General features: G+C 62.8%; 9 protein-coding genes, 1 tRNA gene and 1 pseudogene. 9 read left to right on the forward strand and 2 right to left on the reverse strand.

What is annotated here, in order from left to right; translation table 11 throughout:
* The first annotated feature begins 11 nt into the window (after positions 1 to 11).
* From ACRQ5J_RS09690 to ACRQ5J_RS09705, 4 genes are all read left to right on the forward strand, one after another.
* Positions 12 to 500: an MCP four helix bundle domain-containing protein gene (locus ACRQ5J_RS09690; RefSeq protein WP_432382940.1), complete on the forward strand. Its 489-nt coding sequence runs from the start codon at positions 12 to 14 to the stop codon at positions 498 to 500.
* Complete coding sequence (locus tag ACRQ5J_RS09695; RefSeq protein WP_432382942.1) at positions 488 to 1,549, forward strand: methyl-accepting chemotaxis protein; 1,062 nt, start codon at positions 488 to 490, stop codon at positions 1,547 to 1,549. Before ACRQ5J_RS09690 ends, ACRQ5J_RS09695 begins: the two co-directional genes overlap by 13 nt.
* A gap of 264 nt (positions 1,550 to 1,813) precedes the next feature.
* Positions 1,814 to 2,824, forward strand: coding sequence for an IS110 family transposase (locus ACRQ5J_RS09700; RefSeq protein ID WP_432378393.1), 1,011 nt, complete (start codon positions 1,814 to 1,816; stop codon positions 2,822 to 2,824).
* 81 nt (positions 2,825 to 2,905) lie between these two features.
* The gene (locus ACRQ5J_RS09705; protein ID WP_432383616.1) at positions 2,906 to 4,045 is read left to right on the forward strand and encodes a DUF418 domain-containing protein; all 1,140 of its coding nucleotides are present in this window, start codon (positions 2,906 to 2,908) and stop codon (positions 4,043 to 4,045) included.
* Positions 4,046 to 4,062: 17 nt separating this feature from the next.
* On the opposite strand, the pseudogene ACRQ5J_RS09710 reads toward ACRQ5J_RS09705, so the two are convergent.
* Positions 4,063 to 4,670 (reverse strand): annotated as a pseudogene (locus ACRQ5J_RS09710) (IMPACT family protein).
* 110 nt (positions 4,671 to 4,780) lie between these two features.
* Here ACRQ5J_RS09710 and ACRQ5J_RS09715 point away from each other — a divergent pair.
* Entirely contained in the window at positions 4,781 to 6,763 is a 1,983-nt protein-coding gene (locus ACRQ5J_RS09715; protein WP_432382943.1) for a helicase-related protein, read from the forward strand.
* 59 nt (positions 6,764 to 6,822) lie between these two features.
* Here the strand turns inward: ACRQ5J_RS09715 and ACRQ5J_RS09720 are convergent.
* Positions 6,823 to 6,898 (reverse strand) — tRNA-Lys (locus tag ACRQ5J_RS09720).
* 126 nt (positions 6,899 to 7,024) lie between these two features.
* Here ACRQ5J_RS09720 and ACRQ5J_RS09725 point away from each other — a divergent pair.
* From ACRQ5J_RS09725 to ACRQ5J_RS09740, 4 genes are all read left to right on the forward strand, one after another.
* Positions 7,025 to 8,170: an acyltransferase family protein gene (locus ACRQ5J_RS09725; protein ID WP_432382945.1), complete on the forward strand. Its 1,146-nt coding sequence runs from the start codon at positions 7,025 to 7,027 to the stop codon at positions 8,168 to 8,170.
* Positions 8,171 to 8,313: 143 nt separating this feature from the next.
* A complete protein-coding gene (locus tag ACRQ5J_RS09730; protein WP_432382947.1) occupies positions 8,314 to 11,085 on the forward strand; it encodes a TonB-dependent receptor in 2,772 nt (923 codons plus the stop codon).
* A 191-nt stretch (positions 11,086 to 11,276) separates the two neighbouring features.
* On the forward strand, positions 11,277 to 11,888 hold the full coding sequence (locus tag ACRQ5J_RS09735; protein ID WP_432382949.1) for a PEP-CTERM sorting domain-containing protein: 612 nt from the start codon (positions 11,277 to 11,279) through the stop codon (positions 11,886 to 11,888).
* A gap of 82 nt (positions 11,889 to 11,970) precedes the next feature.
* A complete protein-coding gene (locus ACRQ5J_RS09740) occupies positions 11,971 to 13,494 on the forward strand; it encodes an EAL domain-containing protein (RefSeq protein ID WP_432382951.1) in 1,524 nt (507 codons plus the stop codon).
* The last annotated feature ends 7 nt before the right edge of the window (positions 13,495 to 13,501 follow it).

The following is a 13,501-nucleotide window of genomic DNA, read 5'->3' on the forward strand; positions in this document are numbered from 1 at the left end:
CGGGAGCCGTCATGCGATTGACGATCAAGCAGCGCTTGTTACTGATTAACCTGGCGACGCTGGTATTCGTCACCGTGATCGGGCTGGTCGGCTATCGCGCCGTGCACGTGCTGGACGCATCGATGGACGCGATCAGCGCCAACAGCAACGCCATCAAGGATCAGCTGCAAGCCGACCAGGCGCACGACGCGCTGCGCGCCGACGTGCTGGCCGCGCGCCTGGCGGCCGAGCGCAGCGATCCGGCCGAGATCAAGGAAGTGCGGCAGGATACCGCCGAACACATCGCGCTGTTTCGCAAGCTGCTCAAGGAAATGGACGCGGCCCACACCAATGCCGAAGTGCGCGCGGCGATGGAGAAAGTGCGGCCGGATGTCGAGCGCTACCTGAAAAGCGCCGCGGAAATGGTCGAGCTGTCGCTGACCAGGCCGGCGGCGGCGCAGGCGGCGTTCCCGGCGTTTATGGACAGTTTCCGCGTGCTGGAAAAAGCATGGCCGCGCTGAGCGAGGTCATCGAGCAGGACAGCGACGACACCAAGGCGGTCGGCGACGTGGCGGTCGAGCGCTCGCGGCTGCAAATCATCGGCGTCGGCGTGCTGGCGGTACTGGTGTCGCTGGTAGCGGGGCAGGTGATCTCGCGTTCCATCCTGCAACCTCTGGACGAATCGGTGCAGTTTGCGGCGCGCGTGGCGCACGGTGATTTATCGTCGGACGTGACGCTGGCTGCTGGCGATCGCAGCGAAACGGGCCAGCTCAAGCGCGCGCTGCGCGACATGAACGGCAGCCTGCACGGCATCGTCACGCAGGTGCGCGGCGGCACGGACGCGATTGCGCTGGCCTCGGGCGAAATCGCCGCCGGCAATATGGACTTATCGGCGCGCACCGAATCGCAGGCCAGTTCGCTGGAAGAAACAGCCTCTTCTATGGAGCAGATGACCTCGGCGGTGCGGCAGAACGCCAGCCACGCTGGCGAAGCCAAGCGCCTGGCCTCGACTGCGGCCGAGGTCGCCATCCGTGGCGGCGGCGTCATGGCGCAGGTGGTGACAACGATGGGCGGCATCAGCGCCTCGTCGCAAAAAATTGTCGACATCATCGCGGTTATCGAAGGCATCGCCTTCCAGACCAACATCCTGGCCCTGAACGCGGCGGTGGAAGCGGCGCGCGCGGGCGAGCAGGGGCGGGGCTTCGCGGTAGTGGCGTCGGAGGTGCGCGGGCTGGCGCACCGTTCGGACGCCGCAGCCAAGGAAGTGCGGCAACTGATCGAAGCGTCGGCGGCGCAGGTAGGCGAGGGCAGCGCGCTGGTGGCGCAGGCGGGCGGCACGATGGAAGAAATCGTCGGCAGCATCGAGCGCGTCACAGCCATCGTAGCCGACATCGCGGCAGCCAGCCGCGAGCAAGAAACCGGCATTGACCAGGTCAACCAGGCGATCGCCGCCATCGACAGCGCCACGCAGCAAAACGCCGCGCTGGTCGAACAAGCCGCCGCCGCCGCTGGCGCCCTGCAAGAGCAAGCCGCCAAACTCGCCGAAGCCGTCAAAATCTTCCGCCTCTAATCCGGGGTCAGGTCTGACAAACGCACACGGGCTCAACTGCGATGCAGTTGAGCCCGTGTGCGTTTGTCAGACCTCGTATATTGAGCATACCGCCCCATCATCGGATAAAGTGACGGAGGTGGTCAGGCAGGGTGATGCCGATCAGAATTTGGGCCATTGAGCCCGTGGGTCAGATTGGTGCCCCTGCCTGTTTCATTTTAAAAGTCCGAACGGTATCTTGGGTCATCGCCTCGCGCGTAAGCCCGCATACGAGAGAGGTCAAAAATGGATAGCTCAACAGCAATCGTGGGGATCGATGTCGGCAAGAAAAAGCTCGACGTGGCCCTGCTAGTGAACGGCAAGATCAAGAGCAAGGTCATAGATAACTCTGCCGCAGGCCATCAGGTGCTCTTGGAATGGCTGGACAAGACCAAGTTACCCAAGGCGGCATTACGGGTCTGCATGGAAGCGACCGGTGTGTATTTCGAGGAGGTGGCGACCACGCTTTATGATGCCGGGCTTGCCGTGAGCGTAGTCAATCCGGGCTGCATCAAGGGCTTTGGCCAGAGCGAGAACCTGCGCAATAAAACCGACAAGGCGGACGCAGCATTGATCGCACGTTACTGCGCGGCGATGGCGCCGGCAACGTGGGCGCCCGCTCCGCTGGAGCAACGTCAGTTGCGTGCGTGGTCGCAGCGGATACTGGCTCTGAAGGATATGCGCCAGCAGGAACGCAACCGGCTGGAAAGCTATGAGGCCAGCGGCATGGGCGAGGTGGCTGAGCACGCGCGCTTGCTCATTGCCTGGTTTGACACCGAGATCAAGCAACTGGAAGACGACGTGGATGACCACATCGACCGCCATCCCGGCCTCAAGCACGACGCGCAGCTCATCACCAGTATTCCAGGCATTGGTAACACCACCGCAGCTCGCATCTTGGGCCAGTTGGGCGACATTCGGCGCTTCGGCAACGCGAAGGCCTTGGCGGCATTTCTCGGCGTGACGCCACGCCAGCGCAGCTCAGGAACCTCGCTTCGGGGGCGCACCACCATCAGCCGCAAGGGCAGCACCTCAATGCGCGCCGCGCTTTATATGCCCGGCATGGTGGCAAGCCGCCACAACCCGCTACTACACCAGTTTGCCCAGCGCCTGGCGAATAATGGCATGGCGAAAAAAGCCGTGATCGGCGCCGTGATGCATAAGCTCGTGCATCTCATCTACGGTGTCATTCGTACCGGCAAGCCCTTTGACGCCAATTACCTTTCAAAAGGGCTTGCTATTCAAGACGGTATCTGACCCCGGATGGGATAAACTTGGCATTCTGTTCACTTTGGGTGGGGACGTATGCCTATAACTACAAGTAATTCCCGGTTGGAGGTGATCGATGCGCTGCGCGGCTTTGCTATCGTGTCGATCATGTTGTTACATAACATAGAACATTTCGATTTCTATTTTTCGCCGGCCGGACTGCCCGCTTGGCTGAAGACGGTCGATAAGGTGATCTGGGATGGCCTGTTCTTTTTGTTTGGCGGCAAGTCTTATGCGATTTTTGCTTTGCTCTTCGGCATGACTTTCTATATCCAGTACCGCAACCGCGAGGTCCGCGGGGAGGATTTTCGCCCCCGCTTTGCGTGGCGCTTGGTGTTGCTGCTGGCTTTCGGTTTGCTGAATTCGATGTTTTATCACGGCGATATTCTGAGTATTTATGCGGTGCTGAGCTTTGCGTTGATTCCGGTGGCAAGATTGAGTAATCGCTGGGTTTTGGCGATTGCGCTCATTTTATTGGCGCAGCCTTTTGCGTGGTTGGAGGTGATTCAGGCTTTGCCCAATCCGAGTGCGAAATTGCCCGATCCGGCGTCGTGGGCGTATTTTGGCCGCGCCAATGATTATTTTGCCCACGGCTCGGCTTTGCAGGTGTGGAGCGGGAATCTGACGAACGGTAAAACTGGCGTTATTCTTTGGAGCTGGGAGAATGGCCGCCTGTTCCAGATTCCTGCTTTATTTATGTTAGGGATGCTGGCTGGACGTAAAGGCGTGTTCAGCGATGCTTTATTCTGGCGCAAGGTATTGCCTGTCGCCGCGCTGGTATTTGTCCCGTTGTATGCGCTGAAAACCTGGCCGGAATTCTGGGCCGTCGGCGATGCTTTAAGCCGTCCCTTGCTGGTGATTATTACTTCCTGGGCCAATGTGGCGCTAATGGTGGTATTGGTGGCTGTTTTTGTGCAGCTGTTTTATAGCCGTAGCTGGCTGGCGTTTTTTTCACCGCTGGGACGCATGAGTTTAACCAGCTATGTCGTCCAATCGATTATCGGTACGTCGATTTATTATGGCTTTGGACTTGGCATGTATCAGTACACGGGCGCCAGTTTTGCGCTGGCTATCGGGATCGTGCTGGCGCTGTTGCAGCGGCAATTCAGCGTGTGGTGGCTGGCCCGACATTCGCAGGGACCGCTTGAAACAGTGTGGCATCGTCTTACCTGGATCGGCAGTACGTCGCCAGCGTATGCTAAAAATTAGCGCGAATGCACCAGGATTCAGCTTGCGGCGGGTTCGTCGTCCGGTGTGATCCATTCGATGCGGCCGTGGCCCGCTTCATTGAGGCGGGTTATCAGCGCGGCGGCGGCATTGTCGGGCAGCTTGAATTCGAATTGCACGCTGTTTGAATGCTGGACATTATTCAGGCTGGCGCCGGCTAATTCAATTTCCCAGCGTACCAGTCCTTCCATGGCATAAGGCGCATTGCAGATCAGGAATCGCTGTTTGATAATGGCGATTTTATCGGTCTTTAATAATGCCTGCGCCACGCTGTCGGTATATGCGCGCACCAGGCCGCCAGCGCCCAGTTTCACGCCGCCGAAATATCGGACCACGGTGGCTAATACTCCCTCCAGATCCTGATGGCGTAATACGTCGAGCATTGGCCGGCCGGCGGTGCCACTCGGTTCGCCATCGTCCACCGCCGCCGATTGGCCGCCGGCTAATAATGCCCAGCATACGTGGGCCGCGCCCGGATGTTGTTCCCATAATTCAGCCACGACTTTCTGCGCGCTGGCGCGATCCGTCATCGGCTGGACGCAGGCGATAAATCGGCTTTTTTAATCAGTAATTCATGATGAACAGCCGAGTTTATTGTGTGTGGCATGGGAGTGTCGCTGGCGGTGAAGCGGCGTATGGTGCCAGAAATCGGCAGCCGGCGCCATGTCGCCAGGGCGGACGGTATAATCTTGGCCGAGTTCACCGATCCGATATGCCATGACCAATTCCTCCCCCGCGCCCCACTTGTCCGCTGCCGATGGCGATGCGGGAGACGATGATGAGCTGATGCAGGCGCTGGGCTTGGCGGCCCGCGGCATCCTGCTGGCGAAGGCCGAGGGCAGGGTGTTTTTGCGCGTGACCGGCGCGGTGGCTTATGGCGGCCGCCGCGTTCCTTATGATCTGGTGCCGGCCCAGGGCGTGCTGGCCAAGGCGTCCAAGTGGCGCAAGATGGATGGCGAGACCCGGTCCGCCCTGCTGCGCGAGCGCGCCAGCGAGCAGGTGGTCGCCGAGCTGCACGGCCACGTCGAGGATTTTGTCCAGGAATTGTCCGACGCCTGCGACGATTGTGATATGGACGCCGACAGTTTTTTGCATTCGCTGAGCGATATGCAAGTGTCCGAGCCGGCCGGCATGGTGTTCGACCGCATCCGCATGCGGCTGGAACACGCGGTCGAACGCGAGATGGAGGCGCAGCACGCCGAGCGCACGCGCCAGAGCATCAACCTGGCCGAGTATCCGGCCTCGTTCGAGGTGGCGCGCCGCATCAAGCGCAAGTTCATCGCCGTGCTGGGGCCGACCAATTCCGGCAAGACCCACCAGGCGATCGAGGCCTTGGCCAAGGCGCCGAGCGGCGTTTATCTGGCGCCGCTGCGCCTGCTGGCGCTGGAAAACTATGAACGCCTGCAGGAGATGGAGCAGCACGGCAAGCCGCTGAAGGTGAGCCTGGTGACGGGCGAGGAGCGCCGCCTGGCGCCCGGCGCCACCCACGTCGCCAGCACGGTGGAGATGCTCGATACGCAAACCCCGGTCGAAGTGGCCGTCATCGACGAGATCCAGATGCTGGCCGACCGCGACCGGGGCGCCGCCTGGACCGCCGCCGTCTGCGGCGCGCCGGCGCGCATCGTCTATCTGGTGGGCGCGCCGGAAGCGCGCCGCGCCATCGAGGTGCTGGCCGCGCGGCTGGAATGCGAGCTGGAGGTGCATATCCTCAAGCGCAAGGGGCCGCTGTCGGTCGAGCCGGCCGCCGTGCGCAAGCTGAGCAATCTGCGCCGGGGCGATGCGGTGATCTGTTTCTCGCGCCGCGAGGTGTTGATGTGGCGCGATATGGTGACGGAGATGGGCCTGTCGGTGGCCACCGTCTATGGCAACCTGTCGCCGGAGGTGCGGCGCGCGCAGGCGCAGCGGTTCCGCGAGGGCGCGGCCGACGTGGTGGTGGGCACCGATGCCATTGCCATGGGCCTGAACATGCCGATCGCGCGCGTGGTGATGACCACCACCGTCAAGTACAACGGTTACGAAGAGGAAGAGATTCCGGCCGCGCTGGCACGCCAGATCGCCGGCCGGGCGGGGCGCTTCGGCGTGCACGAGGAGGGCCTGGTGGCCGGCTACGACAACGAGACGCACAACGTGATGCGCGCGCTGCTGCGCGAGAAGCCGGTGCCGATCAAGACCACCGGCTTCGCGGTGGCGCCGACGCTGGAGCATCTGCACCGCATCGCCGCCGTTACGCACGAACACGCGCTGGCCAAGCTGCTCAAGCGCTTCGTCCACAACATCGACGTGCCGGACGGCTTCTTCTATCCGCGCATCACCGAGGACCAGTTCGAGCGCGCGGCGTGGCTCGACACGCTGGACCTGTCGGTGGCGGAGAAGTTCGCGCTGTCGCTGGTGCCGATCTCGTCCAAGGTGCCGTCGCTGCAGCACGCGTGGGAGAGCTGGGCCAAGTCGCTGGCGCACAAGAAGGTGACGCAGCTGAAGGCCGGCGAGCGGCCGCTGCATTACATGAACCTGCAAGAGGTGGAAGACGCCTGCCGCCTGTATTCGGCCTACGCGTGGCTGGCCTACCGCCAGCCGGAATATTTTCCGGACACCGAGCTGGCGCAGCGCCTGTCGCGCGAGGCGTCGGAACGGGTCGATGCGATCCTGCAGGACCAGAACTCGGCGGCGCGCAAGCGCCAGCCGCGCAAATTCCGCCGTTGATGAGGGCGCGCCCAAAACAAAAACGCCAACCGGTGAAGGTTGGCGTTTGCGCTGAATCTTGGTAGGCCGTGCGGGATTCGAACCTGCGACCAACGGATTAAAAGTCCGCTGCTCTACCAGCTGAGCTAACGACCCAAGGGCCAGAATTATATTCGGTGGCGCCGCAAAGTTCAAGGGGCAATCACGTAAAAACACCATCGCGTGCGCCACGGATCAGGCAACCTCAGCTATCATATCGCCCTGCTGTTAAAAGGATTATGGATGAAAGTAGTCGCAGGTACTGTGGCGGGCGCCTCGAAAACGCTTCCGGCGCAGTTCGGTTTAATCAATTTGTTGAAGGCGGGCGCGGCGCAACTGATTGTGCTGCACCATCTGGCGTTCTATGGCCCCATGGCCGATCACGCGCGGGTGATTTTCCCGGCGCTGTTCGACTGGCTGGCCGATAGCGCGCGCATCGCCGTGCAGGTCTTCCTCGTGATCGGCGGCTTCCTTGCCGCCAAGTCGCTGGCGCCGTCCGGCCAGGCCGGCTGCGCGACGCCGCTGCGCGCCATCTGGCGCCGCTACGCCAAGCTGGCGCCGCCGTTCGTGGCCGCCACCCTGGTCGCCGTGCTGGCCTCGCTGTGGGCCGCCGAGTGGATGACCCACGATTCGATTTCCGCGCCCGCCACGCTGAGCCAGCTGGGCGCACACGTGCTGCTGCTGCACGGCGTGCTGGGCTACGCGTCGGTGTCGGCCGGCGCCTGGTATGTGGCCATCGATTTCCAGCTGTACGCGCTGCTGGTCGTGCTGCTGTGGCTGGTGGGCCGCGTGTCCGGCAACCGCCAGCAGCAGTGGCTGATGCCGCTGGTGGTGGCGGCCGGCATCACGCTGTCGCTGCTGCACTTCAATCTGGACGCGGACTGGGACAACTGGGCCCTGTACTTCTTCGGCAGCTACGGCCTGGGCCTGATGGCGTGGTGGGCCAGCGACCCGCGCCGCAAGCCCGGCATGGCAGTCATGCTGATGATGATGGCCTTGCTGCCGGCCGTGCTCGGCCTGCTGCTGGAATTCCGCAGCCGCATCGCGCTGGCGGCGGTGACCGCCTGCGTGCTGTTCCTGTGGGGCCGCGGCAAGATCGCTTCCGACAGCCGCGCCTGGGTGGCGATCAATGGCATGGGCAAGATTTCGTACTCGGTGTTCCTGATCCACTTCCCGGTGTGCCTGCTGGTGAACGCGGCCTTCACGCGCTTCGCGCCGGCCGAGCCGGAGTGGCAGGGCGTCGGCCTGCTGGCGGCATGGAGCGGCAGCCTGCTGGCCGGCGCGCTGTTCCACCGCTGGGTGGAGGCGCCGTTGAGCCGGCTGATGCAGTTTGTTGCAGAACAGCTGGCCGTGCGCGATGTGCACATGCCGCGGCCTTTGCCGCGATAAGCAGGGAGGTCTGCGTAGTTATACCATTTTGGAATGGCTTTTTGTAAAGAAATAATAGATTGGCATGGTTGGTCCGGGCGTAAGATCAAAACCGGTTGGAAACGATGTTCAAAAAGTCCTTACAAAAAACCGGAGACTACATCATGGCTATACCTCGCAAGACCTTGCTTGCCGTACTCATTGCCGACCTGCTGATTGCCGTCAGCGCCCAGGCGCAAACCCAGACCACCGACAAAGCCACTGACGCCGACGCCGGACCGACCGTGGTCGTCAGCGGCATCCGCGCCTCGCTGAGTTCCTCGCTGAACACCAAGCGCATGCAGGAAGGCGTGGTGGATGCGGTGTCGGCGGAAGACGCCGGCAAATTCCCCGACACCAATATCGCCGAGTCGCTGCAACGCGTGACCGGCGTGCAGATCCAGCGCAACGGCGGCGAGGGCCGCTATATCTCGGTGCGCGGCCTGGGGCCGGAATTCAACAACGTGCTGGTCAACGGCCGCACGCTGACCAGCGATACCGGCGGCCGCGAGTTCTCGTTCGACCTGCTGTCGTCGGACCTGATTTCCAAGGCGCTGGTGTACAAGACCTCGCAACCGTTCCTGCCCGAGGGCGGCATCGGCTCGACGGTCGATATCCAGACTGCGCGCCCGCTGTCCGGCAAGACCGGCCACAGCACGGTGATCAATGCCTCCGGCTCCTACGACAACAACTCGGAAAAGAAAACGCCGAACATCAGCGGCATGTACTCGTTCGCCAACGACGAGCGCAACTTCGGCGTCAACGCCTCGCTGTCGTACACCGACCGCGCGTCCAGGCAGAACAAGGCCGTCACCGACGCCTGGAATTACCGCGACGTTTCGGTCATCAACGGCGACCTGAATTCCCGTGGGCTGACGATGGCCGACGTCACCACCAGAAAGCTGTACATCCCGCAAAGCTACGGCTTCCAGCAGGAAGAGGAAAGCCGCAAGCGCCTGGTCGGCAACCTGACCGTGCAGTACAACCCGTCGCCGACGTGGAAGCTGACCGCCGACGCGCTGTATTCGCACCTCGACCAGCGCAACGACATCATCGCCGTCAGCGACTGGATCAACCCGCAGGTGCTGGGCGCGCAGATCAATGGCAGCGACCAGATCACCGGCCTGCTGCGCCCCGGTTCGACCTTCTACGCCAACAACCCTGCGCTGTCGGGCAACGGCAACCTGCTGGGCGAAGTCAACTCCAATGACATGATCGTCAAGGGCGGCGACCGCAAGTCGATCACGCGCGCCTTCGGCCTGAATTCGAAATGGGCGCTGGGGCCGGAATGGAAGCTGGAGGGCGACGTCAACACCTCGCGCACCAGCTCCGGCTCGCCGGACATGTGGGTGGTGGCCGGCATGGTGCCGAAGAATGGCGATGTGCTGACCTTCAACGGCACGCCGTCGATCGTGTTCGGCGACGGCATCGCGGACCCGACGGCGGTGCGCGCGCACGCGGTGTCGAACGGCGACGTGCAGCGCTCGGACAAGATTTCCGAAGGCCGGCTGAGTCTGGCGTGGAACCACGAGATGGGCTACTTCAAGGGCCTGGAAACGGGCGCCAGCTATTCGCAGCGCGAGGTCCGGCGCACGCAATGGAGCAGCGATTCGTGGAACGCCTACAGCGGCTACCACCTGGGCTTGCCATCGTCGCTGTTCACCGTGACGCCGCTGGAGAACTTCCTCGGCGGCGGCGCCCAGGTGCCCGGCGCCTACCTGCGCTTCGATCCGTATGCCTACATGAATTATTTGAACCAGCGCTCGACGCTGGCGTTCTCCAACGACCCGGCGCGCTACCTCGATACCACGCTGTTCCCGGACGGCCCGATGGCCATCGACTACACCAAGCCCTCGATGTCGGGCGTGAAGGAAAAAGTCTCCAGCATTTTCCTCGACAGCAAATGGGAAGGCGAGCGCTGGTCGGCCAACGCCGGCGTGCGCATGGTGCATGTGCAGTCGCGCTCGATCGGCACCAGCCGCGTGCTGCAAACCGCCACCAAGAGCCCGAACGACACCACCTACATCCTGGTCTATGGCCCGATGAGCACCGAGACCGTCAGCAACAGCTACAACAGCGTGCTGCCGTCGGCCAACCTGAAGTTCGACCTGACGCCGGACATGATGCTGCGCCTGGCCGCCTCCAAGACCGAGACGCGCCCGACGCTGAGCCAGATGGGCGTCGACAACTGGTACGGCGGCCGCTACGGCGACGTGCAGACCGGCGGCGGCAATCCCTACCTGAAGCCGATGAAGTCCAACAACCTGGACCTGTCGTGGGAATGGTATCTGTCCAAGACCAACTATGTCAGCGCGGCGGTGTTCCAGAAGAAGGTGCGCGATTTCCTGGAGACGCGCCTGGTCGATACTTCGCTGCCGCAATACCCAGGCGAAGTGGTGCATGACACCCGCATCCGCAACGGCCAGAAGGGCAAGATCAAGGGCGTCGAGATCGCCGGCCAGTACGCCTTCGACAACTCAGTGTCGTGGCTGCAAGGCTTTGGCGTGTCGGCCAACTACACTTATGTGGACGCGACCGCCAGCCGCGAGGTTGACAGCGGCACGCCGAACTGCGGCTATCCCGGCTTGTCGCCGCAGTCGTACAACGGCTCGGTGTTCTATGAGAACAGCAAGTTCCAGGCGCGGGTGAGCTACAACTGGCGCAATCATTTCTCGATCGATTGCGGCGGCGGCAGCACCCAGCCGCGCAACCGCGCCGCCTACGGCCAGACCGACGCCAGCATGCGCTACAACATCACGCCGACGGTGGCGCTCTATCTCGACGCGATCAACCTGAGCAACTCGCGCACGCATGAATATGCGCTGAACGAGAGCCAGTTCCTGACGCTGGAAGACGTAGGCCGCCGCATCAACGTGGGTCTGCGCGCGGCGTTCTGAACGGTACAACAGCGCCGGCCCGCCGGCGTTGTTGTATTGATGGCAATGGTTGATAAACTTCTTGCATTTCAATATGCTCGGGTGTTATATTAATTTCATCGTGGAAATTTAATTTTTCACGCAGAAATTCCCAGCCATTTGCCCCGGAGGACTTTGCGATGAAAACCTTTTTTCAATCTGTTTTACTCGGCTTGACCCTTGTGGGCGCAGCGGCGCACGCGGCGCCGACTCCTGGCCCGGGCTTATCCAGCGCCAACGACGTCACGCTGAACAGTGTTGCAGCGTCCCAGTACGCGCTGGTTCAACATGCCGAAATCAATCCCATCCAGTCGACCGACGGTTTTGCCTCGGCGTTCGCCGCACTCTCCGGCACGGCGGCAAATGCATGGGTGCAGGCAGCCACGGTCGAACAAAACGGCCTGGCCGACAAGCTGGCCAATGACTACCTGACCTTCACCTTCGCCAAAACCACTGGCACCAACGGCACCTGGTCGATCACCAATACCAACACGCAGAACGCCACGCTGGACCTGGTGCTGTCGTTCCACGCCGGGAATAATGTCGGCAGCTTCCTGTTCAACAACCAGGCCGTCGGCGCCGGCCAGACGCTGATGGGCGACTGGAAAATCCAGTGGCTGAACAACGCCGGCAGCGCCGACAGCGTGCCGGACTTTTCCAACCTGGCCTTCTACACGGGGCCGGTGCAGTTCACCACCGCCGTACCCGAGCCGGCCACCTACGGCATGCTGCTGGGCGGGCTGGGCCTGATCGGCCTGATCGCCCGCCGTCGCCGCCAGGCCTGATCCAACGCCAGCTTTTGCTGGCGTTTTTTTCATCCGCGCTGGTATGCTCTGGATAAATATTGTCCAGAACAAAGGGATGCCAGTGCCGAACAGGAAACGTCGCACCAATGTGTTTGCGCTGGCGCTGGCCAGCGCGGCAGGCAGCGCGGTATCGCTATTGCTTTGCCAGCTGCTGTGGGCGGAAAGCGGCAGGAGCCGGATTCAATCGTTCTCGGACACCTTGCTGCGCCATTCCGAATCCGTGGCCGGCAACATCTCCGACGCGGTGGCCGACCTCGACCGCAGCGAGCAGGCCGATTGTTCGGCGGCCGACCTGGCCGACATGAAGCGGGTGATGTTCGAATACCGCTTCATCAAGGACGCCGGCCGCTTTGGCGATGGCAAGATCGCCTGTTCCGCCGTGTGGGGCGAGGTCGCCACGCCGTTCGACCTGGCCGCGCACACGATGGTCACGCGCAACCAGCTGATGCTGTGGGTGCGCACGCCCAGCTACTCGCTGCCGGGGCGCGCCTTCGACATGACCGGCACGCGCCGCTCGTTTGTGGTGACGTCGCCCACCGCGTTCGCGCCGTTTGAAAATGGCGGGCCGGAGCTGGCGGCGCTGGTCACGTCCCACGATGGCAAGGTTATCATGCGCCGCTTTGGCCGGATCGAAGCGGGCGCCGACACGCTGGCGCGCCGCCAGGTCCGCACCTGCTCGCAACGCTACGATATATGCGTGACCGGGCAGATCGACAGCAATATCTTTACCGCCGCCCACAACGGCGTACTGATCCTGACCGCCGGCCTGGGCGCCATGCTGGGCGCGTTGTTGTGGGCGGCGCTGGCCAGCTTCTTCCGTCGTAACCGGACGCTGGCGGCGAAGCTGGAAGCGGCCATCGAGGCGGACGAGATTACCTTGCTTTACCAGCCGATCGTGCAGGCGTCCAGCGGGCAGCTGATGGGTTTCGAGGCGCTGGCGCGCTGGCATGACAAGGGGCTGGGCGAGATCCGCCCGGATATCTTCATCGGCAAGGCGGCGGAAATCGGCATGGCGGCGATGCTGAACCGGTCCATCATCTGCCGCGCCTTGCGCGAGTGCGCGGCGCGGCTCGGGCGCGAACCGCATCTGTACCTGAGCATCAACCTGGCCATCGACGCCTTGCTCGACCAGGCGGTGGTCGAGCTGCTGGTGGCGGAGACGCGCAAGCACGGCATCGCGCCCGGCCAGATCGCGCTTGAAATCCTGGAAGGCACGACCACCGAAATCTCGCGCATGCAAGCCGGCGTGCAGGAGGTGCGGCGGCTCGGCTTCCAGGTGTTCATCGACGACTTCGGCACCGGCTATTCCGGCCTGGCCTACCTCGGCCGGCTGGATGTGGACAAGATCAAAATTGACCGCATCTTCACGCAGGCGGCCGGCACCGGGTCGGCCGCCGCCATGATCCTGCTGAAGATCTTCGAGGTGGCCAAGGACATCGACACCGGCGTGGTGTTCGAAGGCGTGGAAACGCCGGAGCAGATGCGCGCCATCCTCGACTTCTGCCCGGACGCGCTGGCGCAGGGCTGGCTGTACAGCAAGGCCGTGCCGGTCGGGGCGATCGCTTCGTCGTACGCCCTGCGGTAAGCCAGCC

The organism is Duganella sp. P38, from assembly GCF_050859475.1.
Classification (GTDB): Bacteria; Pseudomonadota; Gammaproteobacteria; order Burkholderiales; family Burkholderiaceae_D; genus Rugamonas.